Origin of the sequence: Rhizobium sp. BK060 (genome assembly GCF_014193145.1) — a bacterium.
GTDB lineage: Bacteria > Pseudomonadota > Alphaproteobacteria > Rhizobiales > Rhizobiaceae > Rhizobium.
This window is the reverse complement of record NZ_JACHYW010000007.1, coordinates 224590-240601: the sequence shown is the minus strand read 5'-3', so window position 1 is coordinate 240601 and position 16012 is coordinate 224590. Positions and strand designations below refer to the sequence as shown.

The following is a 16012-nucleotide window of genomic DNA, read 5'->3' as shown; positions in this document are numbered from 1 at the left end:
GACATGCGCGACGCGCCGTCGATTACCATCATCCAGGCCTTGCTGGACGGCGGCGCCAACGTTCACGCCTATGATCCGGAAGGCATGGAGATGGCGAAGGAAGTCATCGGCCCGATCACCTACGGCACTGACCCCTACGAGATTGCCGAAGGCGCGGATGCCATCGTCATCGTCACGGAATGGGACGAGTTCCGGGCGCTCGACCTCAAGCGGATGAAATCGCTGGTGAAGACCCCGACGATTGTTGATCTGCGCAACATCTATCCTGTCGCCGAAGTCACCAAGCACGGCTTCAGCTATTTCGCCATCGGAAAGAAGAACGAGAAGAAGTAGAGATGCGCTATTTCATCACCGGCACTGCGGGCTTTATCGGCTTTCATCTTGCCCGCCGCTTGCTGCAGGATGGCCACCAGGTCGTCGGTTTCGACGGCATGACGCATTACTACAACATCAAGCTCAAGCATATGCGCAACGCGGCGCTGGCGCAGTTTCCGGCCTTCCGCCCGGTGACGGCCATGCTGGAAGATCGCAAGGCCCTGGAAGAGGCCGTGGCGAGCGCAACGCCCGATGTGATGGTGCATCTGGCAGCGCAGGCCGGCGTACGCTACAGCCTCGAAAACCCGAGGGCCTATCTGACATCGAACCTGGAAGGCTCTTGGAACATCCTCGAGATCGCCAAGGATGTCGGGGTCAACCATCTCATGCTGGCTTCAACCTCATCGATCTATGGTGCCAACCCGTCCATTCCGTTCCGCGAGACAGACCGGGCGGACGAGCCGCTGACCTTTTACGCGGCAACGAAGAAATCGATGGAACTGATGGCGCACAGCTATGCCCATCTCCACAAGGTCCCGACGACCGCCTTCCGGTTCTTCACCGTCTACGGCCCCTGGGGACGTCCCGACATGGCGCTCTTCAAGTTCGTCAAGACCATGCTGGAGGACCAGCCGATCGAGATCTACGGCGAAGGCCGGATGAGCCGCGACTTCACCTATATCGATGACCTCGTGGAGGCGGTCGTCCGGCTATCGCCGGTGGCTCCGTCGGAAGCCAACCGCGTGGCCGACGAACGTATCGAGACGCTTTCGCGTCAGGCTCCGTTCCGCATCGTCAACATCGGGGGCGGTCAGCCCGAAGACCTGATGACCTTCGTCGAAACCGTCGAAAAGGCACTTGGCCAATCGGCGAAACGCAAGATGCTGCCAATGCAAAAGGGTGACGTGCCGCGCACCTTCGCCAGCCCCGATTTGCTGCTGGCTCTGACCGGCTACAAGCCGGAGACGACACTGGATGTCGGCGTGAAGGCTTTTGTCGACTGGTATCTGGAAGCACGTAGCGAACTCGATCGCGAAGTGGAGGTCGTCCGATGAACTATCGCGCAGAGATTGACGGGTTAAGAGCAATCGCCGTTGTTCCGGTTCTCTTCTTTCATGCCGCGATCTATCCCTTTAGCGGGGGGTATGTCGGTGTTGACATCTTCTTCGTGATCAGCGGATACCTCATCACCGGTATTTTGCTGAAGGAGATCGAGCAAGGCAGCCTTTCGGTCGTCGGCTTCTATAATCGTCGTATTCGACGCATTTATCCCGCAGTTTTTGCCACTATCATCGTCTCGGCGATCGCCGCTGCGTTTGTCCTTTACGCTGACGATCTTAAGGACTTCGGACAAAGTGTCATCGCAACGCTCACCTTCATGTCGAACGTCTTGTTCTGGCATGAGACCAATTACTTTGCGCCAAATGCAGAATTCAAGCCGCTGCTGCACACCTGGTCGCTCGCAGTGGAAGAGCAGTTCTACGTCCTCTTTCCTCTGCTTCTGGCTGTCCTTGCCAAGCGGGGCCGACGAAACCAGTTTGCAGTCATCGCCTTTTTGACCGCCGCAAGCTTTGCGGCAGCCGAGATTGCTTCCTTGCGATTTCCAGCAAGCGCTTTCTTCCTTCTGCCCTTTCGAGCATGGGAACTGTCAGCAGGTGCGCTCCTTGCGCTTTATGAGACAGGACGCGCGCGCCCGGCCGGACGTGTCGCGTCGACAGGCGCGGCGGTTGGTCTTCTGCTGATTGCCTATGCCATCGTTAGTCTCGATCTCGAGACTCCATTTCCGGGGCGATGGGCATTGCTTCCGGTTTGCGGGGCCGTTCTGGTCATTCGCTTCGCACAGCCCTCTAATTTGATCGGCAGGGTCCTCGGCTCGCCGGTTGCGGTCGCGGTCGGCCTGATCAGCTACAGTCTCTATCTGGTCCACCAGCCCATATTTGCCCTGTACAGATATGCCCGCGTCGTTGAGCCATCTCGCCTCGAGATGGTGGGGCTGATCGCGCTGAGCTTTGTGTTGGCAGCGATTTCCTGGAAGCTTGTCGAGCAACCATTCCGAAGGGCCCGCTATCGGTCACGCACGGTCTTTGCTTCAGCCGCATGTGGCAGTCTTATTCTGATATCACTTGGCGCAGTGGCGCACCTGAACGCAGGCTTCCCCTCGTGGACGCTTGCACGGCTTTCGCCTCAGCAGGCGGTCGTCTATCGAAATCTGCTGGAGGAACGCGGTCGCATCGATAAGGTCGCCGACAGCAACAAGTTCACTGAATGCGTGTTTCGCACGGGTAAGCTTAACGAGATCTTCCGTCGCCAATTTGCCGATTGTGCCGAAGAGCATGGCACCGCAACCATAATTGTCGGTGATTCGCATGCCGGTAACCTGTTCGACGCGATCGCGCCGCTTTCAGGTCGGCCGTTTGTCATAGGGATAAACAAGGGCTTTTGCCGAGCGGTCGAATCCGATCCCCAATGCTTCTATGGTGAATTGTTGGACTTCGTCACAACGAACGCTGGTTCGATAGATAGAGTCATCTACATGCAGGCAGGTTTTTATCTTCTCGATGCCCCGGACGGAGCCATCGGCAGTCGGGACATGTTCCAACGCTACACCGACCGACCGTTCCCCGTCAGCCAATCTCGTATCGACCTGACGCTGACTTATCTCGGCAAGCTTGCGAGTCACGTGAATGTCGTTTGGTCAGGTCCGTGGATAGATCCGCACGTCACACATAACCAGCTTGTTGCAAACGGCTGCGACGGCTCGACTGATCTGCCCAATTCCTTTGTGGTCCCGTCCTATACGCGCCTTGACCAAACAGTCCACGAGTTGGCCCGCGAAAGGCAAATATCCTACGTGTCGACGATCAACGCGCTGAATTTCAATGCGCGACTGGATCTTGTCGACTGCCAGAATGTCTACTTCATCGATGCCGACCACTGGAGCGTCGCAGGCGAACAGAGGTTTGGGCCAAAGGTCCTGGGGGCACTGAACATGACGATGTGAAGGGGCTGCTGCCGGGCAGGGCTCCTTGATCAAAGGCAAGCTATCGGCGTGTGATCCATCAGGGGGATTTGTTATGACAACGAATACACCGCGATATCATGCCCTCGACGGTGCACGCGGCGTTGCCGCCTTTGTGGTAGTGCTGTGCCACGGCCTATCGAGGGCATATCGCCACTATGACCTGTCGCCTCTGCAGTTGAACACGTTGAAGGCTTTCCTTACGCTCGGTCACCTAAGCGTCATCTTCTTTTTTGTTCTCAGTGGGTTTGCTCTCGCCATTCGCTACACCCTGGGGAAGAACAATTCATACTGGCGGTTTCAGCTGGGCCGGCTGGTGCGTCTCGTGCCGAGCGTGGCAGCCGTCGTCGCGACCGCAACCGTGCTTCGCGTGGTGACGCCGGACCTGCCCGTCGAGATGCTCTCTGGCGCGTTTGTCGACTTATGGAAGCTTCCGATCAACGTCGAACTATTGGCGCGACACATCTTGCTAATCGGCGTCAGTCGAACGGACACGGACCTGGATCCTCCATTGTGGAGCCTCGTATACGAAATGCGGGCCGGGCTCTTCATCCCCTTGTTCATGTATTCGCTCAAGCGATATTCGCTTCACAGCAATATCATCCTGATTTTTCTCCTCTACGCTTTTTCGTCGATCTCACTGTCCCTGTTCGGGCTACCAAACCCAGTTTTCTATGGGGAGACGCCGCTCGGTTCGCTACTGGCGACACTCCACTATCTGGGGTCGTTTCTTTTCGGGTGCGTGATCTGCCATTGCCTGCATCAAAGCGAAGGGAGTTGGTCGGTAAACGGAGCTCGGCGCTTCACATTATTCATTGTGTTCGCTCTCCTTGCGTTCTGGCTTGGAGGCATTCTTACCCATAGCGACCTCCTCCTAAGTCTGGCGGCGGGTTGCGCGATCTACTGCATTTTGCGCATCGAGCCGTTGAAGCAAGGGCTAGAGTTGGCACCGATCCAGTTTCTGGGAAAAATATCCTATTCACTGTATCTCGTTCATATGCCTGTTTCGCTGGCGGTATTGCGACTGGCGGGGGGCGAAATAGGCGACGGCACCTTCCTTATCATTGCCCCGACGCTCAGTCTCATTGCCGCAACGATCTTGTTCGTGATCGTCGAACGTCCGTCGATAGCTCTTTCGAGAATAGTCGGGCGACAAAGCACGACCTTAAGGCCAGGCGGCCAAAGCGGACATGACGAGGAACGCCCAGCCGGGACGAAAAAAGCGTCGGTTGGAGAGCCTGAAGACCTGGAAGTTCAATCCCTGCGATCATGAAGGAGAAAATTGATGAATACCAATGACCTAGACTGCCCCAAGAGTGTTGATGAAATGGCCCTGTTTGCTGCTTCGATCCTGAGCTCGGCCACGTCTTCATCGGTTGAAATCTCCAGTGCAAGGAGTGTTCTGGTCGAAGTTAAGCGCGCATCGTACCGCCTTGCCACCGACGAGGACGTCAAAACCCAATATCAGCGACTTGCGCTGGCATGTGCTGCTCGTGGCCAGACGTCAGGGCGCTGAAAACAGTGAAGTGCTCTTCGCCCGGACATCAGATCGTGCTCGTGAAAACTCAAATTCATTAGGTGGCAGATGGGAAAGTTAGATAGGAACGCCATTACGATCCTCATCGTGGACGACGAGTTGTCGGTGCGGATGGCACTGCGCGCGGAACTTGAGGATGCCGCGATGACTGTGATCGAAGCGCGTAACGCCACCGAGGCGCTGCGGGAGCTCGAAGCAAATATGAACATCGAAGCCGTATTGAGCGATATTCGAATGCCTGGGGGATTTGATGGGGTCGCTCTTGCAAGACTGGTGGAACGTCGATGGCCGTTTGTGAGAATTCTGCTAACGTCGGGAGAGCATGCGGTTTCGGGCAGGGACCTGCCTTCGGGCACGCGCTATATCGCCAAACCGTACGAAAGCCGACAAGTGGGGGCAACCATTCGCGGGATGGTGCGAGGTTACGCCTGATCACGCTCCAACACCGATGATACGAGCACTGGCAATCTCGATCAGCTTTTGATTGGAGCACCACTTCTAGAAACGGACTAAATCATCGATAGCCAGCTGAAACATGCATCGTTTCGTATTTGTCTGCTTTAGTGGTTTCGAATACGCCTTGTATCGGAGTTGTCCTCCTGTTAGCCACCTCCTGCCTGGCCCGCCTTTCGAGCGGGCGATTTTTTATCGTCGCTTACGTCACCGGCCTTGAAGAGTGTCGGACCTCAGCCCGCGGTTAGCTTTACAGCCGGTGGAACGACATTGCACGCCCGTGATGAAGGCGCACGAACGCCGGCCTCAAACCGCCGGCGCTAAGCTACAATCCCATTGCCTCTTCGCGTCAACGCCTGAGGCGTGCCTTTAACCTGCTATCGGCGTGGGGATCGAAATAGTGGTAGAGAGCCGTTGCGCGCACGGTGTCGGGATCGCATGGTTCGTTTGCGTGGATGCTTCGGTAGCCCCAGAACAGATAGAGATTTCCTGGAACCATTTTGATCCTCGTGAATGACGCGGGATCGTTCAGGGCTCGGGTTCTCAATGACTTTTGCCGGATCTTGTCCACCATTATTTTGTCGACAAGATTTCCCGCATAGGTTTCCCGGACGGGTCTGGTATTCGGCACGAGGAGGAGATCGCCGGCCCGACCGGTCGTGGGGATAACAATGGGAATCAATGCCGTGACGAGGTAGGAATCATAGTGAAAGTTGAGAGAATGCTGCATCATTCCCTTGCCGGTCAGGCATCTCAGCAACTGATAGAATTCGACAGCAGGAGCCGGTTTGTTGCGGCTCGCTACATAAAGCCGCGAAAAGATCGACTGGAACCGCGTGGATTGTGCCAGTTCATCAAGTCCGGATCCCTTTACGGCTTCGCTGCCTCTAAAGACCACATATTCGTTCTGGGAACTGCGCACGGACGATGCGACAAACTCCTGCATCGTCATCAAACTGGCAGGTGTTAGGAAATCCGGTATGCAGCAATACCCATCCCGTTCCATAGCGGAGAAAAGCGATTGCAGCCGGTCGTCGGAGATTTCGGGTGTGGTTGCATCAAGCGCACTTACGGTATCCATGGCGGACCTCGAAGCGTTTGAACCTCCCGACTAAACAATAGGAGTCGTATCCAGGGTTGTCTACACGAAAGATCGAAGCAACGAGGCGTCACACGGTATTGAGCTGACATCGGAGGTGTTCGGCGGCCCTGCGCCCCCGCCGGGCGATCGCAACTCACAGGCAAGGGTTGCAGCACGGCAAGTGTATTCTCCAGGCAAGTGACATCTCCCACAACATAGGGTGGCGGGAGTAACCGCTATAGCAGGCGACATCGCGCCATATACTCTAATTATTCAGCCCATCAAGATGGGTCAAATATCGGAGTTAGGCCGGCTATGTGCTCGTTTCTGAATGCAGTGAATGGGGTGTTGACGAGCATCTATCCCGGCGAGGTGTTCCCCACCGAGGTCCGGGGCGTCGGCACCGGCTTTGCCACCAGAGACAGATGACGCACGTGCATGTCGGATGGTTGATTTGCGAAGCGGGTAGACGCGACAGCGAAACTTCCTCTTTGCATTTTCCTCATGGCATTATTGGCAGCGATGCGTGGCGGTAGTTGAAGTGTAGCAAAGCCCATCCTCCTCATTGTTCGCATGCCTCGCTGTCAACGGTCCGCAACTCTTCTTAAGTTTCATGAATGGGGTGCGCAGCAGAACCTTCATCAACCGCTCGGCGAGCGCTCGAAGTCGAAAATTCTCTGCGTCGCAAGCGCGGCAGCGCCCCGTGCCCATGAACTTGGGACCCAATCGGTGACGAGTTCCGGCTTGGTGAAGAATGCGAATTCTTCCATTGTTTTCCGGATCGGGGCGAGAAGGGCATCACCGAATTGCACGGCTTCTCCGCCCACGACGATGATCTCCGGGTCAAACAGATTGACCATGTCGGCCAGGTGTCGCCCGATCCGAGAACCGCAGTCCGATAAGATGGAAAGCGCCAGATCTTCTTGATGCTCAACGGACTGAGCGAACTGATCGCGGCTTATCGGGGAGCCCGTCCGGCTCTGCCATTCGTCCAGCATATAGGGCTCTGCTGCATGCGCCATCAGGCATCCACGCCGACCGCATTCACACAAGCGACCATTCACAACGGAGGTCGTATGTCCCAGCTTACCGGCGGCACTGTGGCTTCCATGATAGATCTCGCCCTTGATCACAAGCGAACAGCCGATACCGGCGCCAATCGCAAGCGCTGCGAAGTTTTGGTGATCCCGGCCGACGCCGAACAGTTTCTGCGCGACGGCGAAAGCGTTCACGTCGTCGTCGGTCCAGACCGGAACATGGACGCGTTTGGCGAGCAGCTCCGCGAACGGCAGGTTCTTCCAACCGAAGCGGGGGCTCTGGATGCACATGCCGGTCGATGGATCGATTTCTCCGGGGATCGAAACACCAATACCCATGATTTCCGTTCCCTGCCGGTTAGCCTGCGCGAGGAGCTTCGGGATCGTCGCGGCAATGGTTTCGATCATGCCCTGCGGGCTCGTATCGGCGACGTCCGCTTCGAGCGATGCAAGGGGGGTCGTGGCCAGATCGGTCAGCACGCAGTCGATGCTGTATCGGTTGAGCTTGAAGCCAAGCGCAAGATGCGCTTCGTAGTTGATGTCGACTGGTACGGGGCGCCGGCCAGTGGTTCCAGCAACCGCCTCGCGCTCCACGACCAGTGCCTCCTCCATCAATTCGGCGACCACGAACGTGACGGCCGCAGGGCTCAACCCGGTAATTTGCGCCATCTCGGCGCGGGAGATAGGGCCGCGGTTGCGCAGCAGGTTCAGGATAAGGCGCCGGTTCAGGGCTCGCGATGTGCTGGCGTTGCCTCTCACTTCATCTCCTCATTAATTTATTTCGTAAATTAACTATTGCGTCGACCCTAAAGCTAGGCTAACTTCGCGCCGTTGGCAATCGAGGAGGAGTTCGCCTGCCGCCACATCGCACAGCAAGGCGACGCTCAGCACATTCATCGAACTTGGCCTGTCCGAGCAGACGGTTGCTCGGCAATGCCGAAGCTTTGTCTTGGGAGGAGAGAATGGCAATGAAAGATCTAACGTCGTTGATGGAAAGCGCGGCCTCTTCGCGACGCCAGTTCATGATCGGCGCCGGTACGGCGCTGGCTGGCGTGGCACTTAGCTGCCCCGCGCTGGCGCAGAGCAAGGAGCTGACAATCATCTCCAATATCGGCAACGCCGCGCAGCGGGAGGTGCTTCAGCGCATCGCAAGCGAGTATGAGAAGGCGGGGCGTGTCAAAGTCACCATCAACAATATGGACCATGAGGCCCACAAAACGGCTATTCGCAGCTATCTTGTCGTGGGTGCGCCGGACCTCTGCTTCTGGTTCTCCGGTAACCGCATGAAGGCCTTCGTCAAGCGTGATCTGTTCGACGACATTTCCGATCTTTTCGAACGCGAGAACTACAAGAGCGTGCTCGGCCCATCGACCGCAGCGGTCACGGTGGATGGTAAGCAGTATGGCTTGCCTCTCGGGGGCCTTCTCTGGGGCCTGTTCTACCGCAAGGACGTCTTTGCCGAAAAGGGCTGGACGGCGCCCAAGACCATTAAGGATCTACTGACACTTGGCGAGCAGGCGAAATCGGCAGGCATGATCCCGGTCAGCATGGGCACGAAGGAAATGTGGCCTGCCGCCGGGTGGTTCGATCACATGAACCTGCGCATCAACGGCCTCGACAAGCATATGGCGCTGATGGATGGTCAGATGTCCTATACCGACGATGCGCTGAAGCCGGTGTTCGACACATGGGAGGAACTGATCAAGGCTGAGATGTTCAGCCCAAACCACACCTCCTTCGGCTGGGAGCAGGCTGCCGCCGCACTGGCGCAGAAGAAAGCCGCGATGATGGATCTGGCCGGCTTCATAAAATATGGCTTCCCCGAGGATCAGGTCGACCAGATCGCGTTTGCGCCGTTCCCGGAAATCACCTCCGGCATGGCACGCTATGAGGATTTCGCACTGAATTCGATCCACGTTCCGAAGAATGCCAAGAACAAACAAGGCGCACGCGACTTCCTTGCCTATTTCTATAAGCCCGAGAACCTGTCGGCCTTCCTAGAAGCGGAAAGTGCAGTACCACCCCGCAGTGATTGCCCGCCGAGCAAGGATCCGCTGGTCAATGCTGCCGTGGAATCGCTGAAGACCGTTGCGGCCACTGCCCAGTACTACGACCGCGACACCGATCCCGACATGGCACAGGAAGGGCTGAAGGGCTTCCAGGAATTCATGGTCAAGCCAGAACGGCGCGAGCAGATTCTCGAGCGGCTTGAAGCAACCCGCAAGCGCGTCTTCAAGGCGTGACCGCGATCGCCTTGGTCATGCACCCTCCCTGCGCTGGCCGCGCTTCGGACAGGAGATGCTTACTTCACGCACTCCTGTCCGAAATCCGGCAGCGCCGGCGAGCATCGACCGCACGTAACCAATTCCGACCCTGGAAAGCAGAAAGAGATGTCCAGTTTCTGGCGACGCCATCGCTCTTGGATGGCTCCAACCTTGTTCATTTTCCCCGGAGCCCTTCTGTTCGGCATCGTCATCATCATGGCCTCGATCCAAACGGTCTGGGTCTCATTCTTCGACTGGGATGGCGTCAGCGAGATGCGGTGGGTGGGCCTGTCGAACTACGCACAGCTCATCGATGACCCGCAATTCTATGTTTCGCTCAAGAACAACCTGATCTGGCTCGTCATGTTCATGCTGGCGCCACCACTCGGTCTCGCATTGGCACTGCTGCTCAACCAGCCGATCAGGGGCATGCGCGTCATGAAGTCCCTCTTCTTCGTGCCGCTGGTATTGGCATCGGTGACGGTCGGCGTGGTCTTCACTTGGGTCTACGATCCGAGCTTCGGCCTGCTATCGCTGATCTTCGGCTATTTCGGAGCCACCGCACCGGCGCTGCTTTCTGACGAGCATTTCGTTACGTTTGCGGTCGTAGTCGCAGCGCTGTGGCCTCAGACTGCCTTCTGCCTGGTGCTGTTTCTTGCGGGTCTCAATAACCTCAGCGAGGATCTGATCGGCGCCGGCCAGGTCGACGGAGCGCGTGGCTGGCCGATGCTGTGGCACGTGGTGCTGCCGCAATTGCGGGAAGTCAGCTTCATCGCGCTTGCCGTCACCGTGATCGGAGCGCTGCGTTCATTCGACATGGTCGCGGTCATGACGTCCGGCGGACCGTTCGGCTCGTCTAGCGTGCTCGCCTATCAGATGTACGAGCAATCCATCTTCTCCTATCGCTTTGGATATGGAGCCGCCATAGCCACCGTGCTCTTCGTCATCATGGCCGTCTTTATCGCCTGGTACCTGCGCACCCTGCTCAAGCCTGAACGGGAGGCTCTTTGATGTATCCGCGTCCGATTTCCGAAGAATCCCCACTTCGCCGGGCAGCCTATGCCGGCATGGTCGCGCTTGTCCTGATCCTCTGGCTCGTGCCGCTGATGGCAGTAATGGCAACATCGCTCCGGTCGTTCGAGGAACTGATGGCCGGCAATTACTGGGGCTGGCCGAAGAGTTTCAATTTCGTCGAAAACTATATGGCCGTCTTCACCCAGACGGCCATGGCCCGCTACTTTCTCAACAGCCTGATCATCACGTTGCCGTCGGTTCTGGGAGTGCTGATCCTTTCGACCCTCACAGGCTACGTGCTGTCGCGCTACCGTTTCCGGGGCGCCAACCTGATGTTTGCGCTCTTCGTTGGTGGCAACTTCCTGCCGGCGCAGATCATGATGATCCCGGTGCGCGACCTGATGGTGTCGCTCGGCCTTTATGATACCTACACTGCGCTTATCCTCTTCCACATCGCCTTCCAGACCGGCTTTGCGACGCTGTTCATGCGGAATTTCATCGCGGCTTTGCCGGACGAACTTTTCCAGGCTGCGCGAGCTGAAGGGGCTTCGCCCGGCCAAACGCTGATCCATGTCGTCTTGCCGCTGATCCGTCCGGCGCTGGCAGCACTTGCGATCCTGACCTTCACCTTCGTCTGGAATGATTATTTCTGGGCAATCGTGTTGACCCAGAGCGATACCGTCAAGCCGGTGACGGCGGGCCTCAGCAACCTGCGCGGCGAATGGGTTTCGGCATGGAACCTCGTGGCAGCCGCCACGATCATGGTCGCGATCCCGCCCGTCGTGATGTTCTTCCTCATGCAACGCCATTTCATCGCCGGCCTCACGGTTGGAGCCGTGAAGGGCTGATGCGCAAAGATCAAAGGATGGCTCAATGGCCAGCGTAGAAATCCAGAACGTTCAGAAGCACTATGGCAAGTTCCATGCGCTCAACGACATCAACCTCTCCATCGAGGAGGGCGAGTTCGTTGTCATGGTCGGACCATCCGGCTGCGGCAAGTCCACGCTTCTGAAGACAATCGCGGGTCTCGAGACGGTAACGTCGGGCCAGTTGCTGATCAAGGGGCGGGATGTCACCCGGCTCGAGCCAGGCGACCGGGGCATCGCCATGGTTTTCCAGTCCTATGCGCTCTATCCGCATATGACGGTGGCGCAGAACATGGGTTTCGGCCTTCGCATGGCCGGACGGCCCAAGGCGGAAATCGATACGGCGGTGGCGAGGGCGGCAAAAATCCTCCGGCTCGAGGAGCAGCTCGACAAGCGACCCAAGCAAATGTCCGGCGGTCAGCGGCAGCGCGTCGCCATCGGCCGGGCCATTACCCGTTCGCCCGACGTCTTCCTGTTCGACGAGCCGCTGTCCAATCTCGATGCGGCACTGCGCACGCAGATGCGCGTCGAACTGTCGACCCTGCATGCTGAGCTTGGTTCGACGATGATCTATGTGACGCATGACCAGGTCGAGGCGATGACCATGGCAAGTCGCATCGTCGTGCTCAATCGCGGTCGTATCGAGCAGGTGGGTGCGCCGCTCGACCTCTATGCCAATCCCGCCAACCTGTTCGTCGCGGGCTTCCTCGGCGCGCCGCGCATGAACTTCGTGACCGGCACGGTCGCGGAGGTCTCGGGTCGCAGTGCCAGGGTCGCCTGTGCCGACGGGCTGACGGTTTCCTTCGACGATCTTAGAGTGCCAGCCGCCAAGAGCGACACGGTCACGGTTGGTATCCGCCCCGAAAAGCTCACGATTGATCAGGCTGGGTGCGCCTTTACCTTCTACGGACACGTGCGGCTCACCGAATATCTCGGCCGAGAAACCATCGTCTATGTCGATGCCGGTGATTTGGTGACAACCGGCTCCGACAGCGGAACCGGTGTCTTCACCGCCCAGATCGGCGACATCCGGCCATTCCAGACAGCTGCCTCGGTTTCCATCGGCTTTGACGTGCGCGATGCCTACCTCTTTGCGGCCGACGGCCGAACCATCAGCTCTCCCAAACCCGTCGCAAGTCTCTGAACAAGGATAAGAATGACATGAAGCGCACAGCTCCTGCGCCCCTTTCGGTGTGGCGCACCCTTAATCTTGACGAATTTCTCATCGGCGTCCCGCATTATCCGGAACATGTCGACGAGAGCTACTGGGAGCGTGACGCCGAGCGCATGGCCGTTGCCGGCTTCAACGTCGTGCGTTTGGGCGAGTTCGCCTGGCACATCATGGAGCCGCGCGAGGGCGTGTTCGACTTCTCGCTGTTCGACAAGGCGATCGACGTCCTGGGCGCCTGTGGCATCGAGACGATCTTCTGTACGCCGACCGCCACGCCGCCCCGGTGGCTGAGCGCGACCTATCCGGAAGTGCTACGCGTTGACGTGAACGATCGCGTCGCAACCCATGGCTCTCGCCAGCATGCCGACACCAACAGTCCTGTTTACCGTGCGCACAGCCGCCGCATCACGGAGGCGCTAGCCAACCATTATCGCGACAACCCGCACGTTATAGGCTGGCAGACCGACAACGAGCTCAACACCACGTCTTCCACCTCTTATTCAGAAGCGACAGAACGCGAATTCCGCCGTTATCTCAGGGATCGTTACGAGACCATCGATGCGCTCAATTTTGTGTGGGGTGGAAATTTCTGGGCAACAGCATATGACAATTTCGACCAGATCACCGCGCCGCGTGCCCACAATCCCGGCTTTCCGAGCCCTGGTCATTTCCAGGACTATCACCGCTTCCTGGCGCATGCGACCGCCGCATTCCAGCACGATCAGGTGGAAATCCTGCGTCGGACCAACCCGGACTGGTTCATCTTCCACAATCTTGGCCGCCTGGAAGACATCGACTTCCGCGGCCAGTTCGGTAGCGACCTGGACTTTATCGGCTTCGATATCTATCCGATGCTCTACGACGAGATGCGTCGCACTGGCGGGCATGCGGCAACGCAGGCGCTGCATCTCGATGTCTGTCGCGCCTACAGCGGCAATTTCATCGTTCCGGAGCAAGCTTCGGGCTTCGGCAGTCAGCCGGGCTTTTCCACCATGACCCCCGAACCGGGCGAGATGCGCCGTATGGCGCTGAGCTCTGTGGCGCGCGGCGCCGACGGCTTGATGTTCTTCCGTTGGCGTCCGGCGCATTACGGCGCCGAAATCTATTGGATGGGCCTCATTGACCATGACGACGTGCCGCGCCGGCGCTATCAGGAAGCGATCGAATTCGCCGGCGACGTCGCCAAGATCAAGAAGGACCTTCTGGGCACGACCGTCCGCATGGATGTCGCCATCGCCGGTGCCGATTTCGACAACCAGGAGGCCTACAAGACCTATCCCATGGGTCTGCCGAGCCCGTTGGAGGATGGTGTTCATCTGCACCGCTATTGCCATTCCAGGGGCATTGCTTGCGGTTTCATTCATCCAGAAGATGATCTTTCGCGGATCAAGCTGCTCTATGTTCCCCATTGGGCGATGTGGAAGCCGGAGTGGAACGCCAATGTCGAGGCCTTTGTCAAGAATGGCGGCACGCTGGTGATCGGCGCGATGACAGGAACGCGGGACGAGCATAACCACATTCCGACGGTTCTCGCGCCCGGCCGCGGTCTTTCCGAACTCTGTGGCGTGCGGGTCGAGGAATTCGGTCGCGTTGCTGAACCAGGCGCCGATGGCCTGTTCGGTCTCAATGGCACGGAGTTCGGACTGCACAATCCCGCAAAGCGACTTTCGGCCGGCTCGGCGGCCCGACGGTACAAGTTCGTGCTCGGCAATCAGGAGCACGAGGCCGCCCATCTCTACGAACTGCTCGACGTGGATCCAGACGTCGAGGTGCTCGGTCGGTGGAGCAACCGCTTTGCGAGCGGGCGGGCGGCCATTACCAGCCGCAAAGTAGGCGAGGGCAGTGCCATCTACATGGGCACATATCTCACCGCTGCACTGGCCGAGAGCCTTGCAGAACAGGTGTTTGCGCGCGCAGGCATCGCACCCCTGGTGGCCGACCTTCCCGCCAACGTGGAGGTGACCGTCCGCGAAGCGGCCGACCGCAAGCTCCTGTTCGTGCTCAATACGGACGGAGCCGATGTCGAAGTGAAATGCTTGCCAGGTGGTGGCACAGATCTTCTTAGCGGCAAGGAGGTCAATGATTGCCTTTCACTTGGGCCGCACGGATGTGTGGTCATTCGCTTCTGAGCAATTCGGATCAACCAATGATCGCGCCGATGGCCCATCGGCGCTATTTGCGCGGCAGCTCCTCGCGCCGGTCCTGCCGAAAATGCGAACGCGGCCATCTTTTTCCGCGACGCGCAATATCCTCGATATGGGCTAAGCTGCTTGATCTGCAGACAACCGACGTGGATGTGAAAGTGAAAGCTTCCGCCGTCCGCACGTTCGACCTATGATCGGCTGTGGACACAAAGATCTAGCCATGCCAGATCCGACAGACATCAAGAGGTTGCATTGCACGACGTTTTGCCTATCCCCGCCGGCGCCGTAATCCGACAGGGTGGACGGGCGTGTTTCTACCGCCTCGTGAACACGTGTCCTTTGCTGATCCAGGTTCGATCGGGAACAAAGATCGTTACGGCCCACGACATGCCGTTGCGCCTTGCCGCCGGAGAGTTTGGCCTCTTGCCAGATAATCGTCCGCTGACCATGGAAAACATACCGAAGGCGCCACAGAGCTATGAAACGCTTGCACTTCCCGTTCCGCGCCAACTATTCGAGGACGCATACGGTCGCATGGGTGCCATAACCCGTCCGTCAACGGCAGTTCCCGCGAAAGTGTCTGACATGCCCGAGCAGGCAGCGGCACTCTTCGAGTTTTGCAGCGACTCGGAAAACCTGATCAAGCTTCCGGTGCCGATTGCCGCGGCCCGCTTGATGGAACTCATCACATGGTTCGCGCTTGCAGGTGCCGTCTTGGGCGAAGCCCAAAGTTTGTTGCTGCGAGACCGGCTGCGCCACATGATTGAAAAGAACCCTGCCTTCGACTGGACGCTGGGGCATGCGGCCCGTTCATTCCACATGAGCGAGGCGACGCTCAGACGTAAGCTGGCTGCTGAAGACACGAGTTTCAGCGAGACCTTAAGCGACACCCGAATGACGAGGGCACTGGGCCTCCTGCACACGACCAGTGTGCCGATTGCACACATCGCGCTGGAGGTGGGCTACGACTCGCCATCTCAATTCGCGGCGCGGTTCAAGGAACGGTTTGGTATCAACCCGCGCCATGTGCGCAGCAACCCTGACGTCTTTGAGCGGACCAGGACAGAAGTTGAGCATCTCGGGGCAGACGCTCTTTCTGGGGGAGGATAGT

General features: G+C 58.2%; 14 protein-coding genes. 12 read left to right on the top strand and 2 right to left on the bottom strand.

Features of this window, described 5'->3' with window-relative positions:
• From FHT71_RS10550 to FHT71_RS10525, 6 genes are all read left to right on the top strand, one after another.
• A partial coding sequence (locus FHT71_RS10550; protein WP_281412137.1) for a UDP binding domain-containing protein occupies positions 1-333 on the top strand: 333 nt, incomplete at its 5' end.
• A gap of 2 nt (positions 334-335) precedes the next feature.
• Complete coding sequence (locus FHT71_RS10545) at positions 336-1370, top strand: NAD-dependent epimerase/dehydratase family protein (protein WP_183719633.1); 1035 nt, start codon at positions 336-338, stop codon at positions 1368-1370.
• Complete coding sequence (locus FHT71_RS10540; RefSeq protein WP_132595285.1) at positions 1367-3316, top strand: acyltransferase family protein; 1950 nt, start codon at positions 1367-1369, stop codon at positions 3314-3316. The genes FHT71_RS10545 and FHT71_RS10540 overlap by 4 nt, the downstream gene beginning before the upstream one ends.
• 25 nt (positions 3317-3341) lie before the next feature.
• Positions 3342-4607 (top strand): acyltransferase, encoded by a 1266-nt coding sequence (locus FHT71_RS10535; protein ID WP_183719631.1) that lies wholly within the window; start codon positions 3342-3344, stop codon positions 4605-4607.
• 12 nt (positions 4608-4619) lie between these two features.
• Positions 4620-4850 carry a hypothetical protein gene (locus tag FHT71_RS10530; protein ID WP_132595289.1) on the top strand — a complete coding sequence of 77 codons (231 nt, stop codon included), beginning with the start codon at positions 4620-4622 and terminating at the stop codon, positions 4848-4850.
• Positions 4851-4958: 108 nt separating this feature from the next.
• On the top strand, positions 4959-5303 hold the full coding sequence (locus FHT71_RS10525) for a response regulator (RefSeq protein ID WP_183719629.1): 345 nt from the start codon (positions 4959-4961) through the stop codon (positions 5301-5303).
• 370 nt (positions 5304-5673) lie between these two features.
• Here FHT71_RS10525 and FHT71_RS10520 read toward each other — a convergent pair whose 3' ends face one another.
• Entirely contained in the window at positions 5674-6405 is a 732-nt protein-coding gene (locus FHT71_RS10520; RefSeq protein ID WP_132591213.1) for a hypothetical protein, read from the bottom strand.
• Between the two features lie 641 nt (positions 6406-7046).
• Complete coding sequence (locus FHT71_RS10515; RefSeq protein WP_132591215.1) at positions 7047-8201, bottom strand: ROK family transcriptional regulator; 1155 nt, start codon at positions 8199-8201, stop codon at positions 7047-7049.
• A gap of 209 nt (positions 8202-8410) precedes the next feature.
• Here FHT71_RS10515 and FHT71_RS10510 point away from each other — a divergent pair, with 209 nt between their 5' ends.
• From FHT71_RS10510 to FHT71_RS10485, 6 genes are all read left to right on the top strand, one after another.
• Positions 8411-9685 carry an ABC transporter substrate-binding protein gene (locus FHT71_RS10510; protein ID WP_132591419.1) on the top strand — a complete coding sequence of 425 codons (1275 nt, stop codon included), beginning with the start codon at positions 8411-8413 and terminating at the stop codon, positions 9683-9685.
• A gap of 147 nt (positions 9686-9832) precedes the next feature.
• Positions 9833-10717: a sugar ABC transporter permease gene (locus tag FHT71_RS10505; RefSeq protein ID WP_132591217.1), complete on the top strand. Its 885-nt coding sequence runs from the start codon at positions 9833-9835 to the stop codon at positions 10715-10717.
• Positions 10717-11568 carry a carbohydrate ABC transporter permease gene (locus tag FHT71_RS10500; protein ID WP_132591219.1) on the top strand — a complete coding sequence of 284 codons (852 nt, stop codon included), beginning with the start codon at positions 10717-10719 and terminating at the stop codon, positions 11566-11568. Before FHT71_RS10505 ends, FHT71_RS10500 begins: the two co-directional genes overlap by 1 nt.
• Before the next feature lie 25 nt (positions 11569-11593).
• Positions 11594-12730: an ABC transporter ATP-binding protein gene (locus FHT71_RS10495; RefSeq protein WP_132591221.1), complete on the top strand. Its 1137-nt coding sequence runs from the start codon at positions 11594-11596 to the stop codon at positions 12728-12730.
• 17 nt (positions 12731-12747) lie between these two features.
• Entirely contained in the window at positions 12748-14886 is a 2139-nt protein-coding gene (locus tag FHT71_RS10490) for a beta-galactosidase (protein WP_132591223.1), read from the top strand.
• Between the two features lie 267 nt (positions 14887-15153).
• Positions 15154-16011 (top strand): helix-turn-helix domain-containing protein, encoded by an 858-nt coding sequence (locus tag FHT71_RS10485; RefSeq protein WP_132591225.1) that lies wholly within the window; start codon positions 15154-15156, stop codon positions 16009-16011.
• The last annotated feature ends 1 nt before the right edge of the window (position 16012 follow it).

Bases quoted from the DNA above. Each gene is read 5' to 3' on its own strand.
- FHT71_RS10545 (WP_183719633.1), top strand. From the start codon at position 336: ATGCGCTATTTCATCACCGGCACTGCGGGCTTTATCGGCTTTCATCTT.
- FHT71_RS10540 (WP_132595285.1), top strand. From the start codon at position 1,367: ATGAACTATCGCGCAGAGATTGACGGGTTAAGAGCAATCGCCGTTGTT.
- FHT71_RS10530 (WP_132595289.1), top strand. From the start codon at position 4,620: ATGAATACCAATGACCTAGACTGCCCCAAGAGTGTTGATGAAATGGCC.
- FHT71_RS10520 (WP_132591213.1), bottom strand. From the start codon at position 6,405: ATGGATACCGTAAGTGCGCTTGATGCAACCACACCCGAAATCTCCGAC.
- FHT71_RS10510 (WP_132591419.1), top strand. From the start codon at position 8,411: ATGAAAGATCTAACGTCGTTGATGGAAAGCGCGGCCTCTTCGCGACGC.
- FHT71_RS10505 (WP_132591217.1), top strand. From the start codon at position 9,833: ATGTCCAGTTTCTGGCGACGCCATCGCTCTTGGATGGCTCCAACCTTG.
- FHT71_RS10500 (WP_132591219.1), top strand. From the start codon at position 10,717: ATGTATCCGCGTCCGATTTCCGAAGAATCCCCACTTCGCCGGGCAGCC.
- FHT71_RS10495 (WP_132591221.1), top strand. From the start codon at position 11,594: ATGGCCAGCGTAGAAATCCAGAACGTTCAGAAGCACTATGGCAAGTTC.
- FHT71_RS10490 (WP_132591223.1), top strand. From the start codon at position 12,748: ATGAAGCGCACAGCTCCTGCGCCCCTTTCGGTGTGGCGCACCCTTAAT.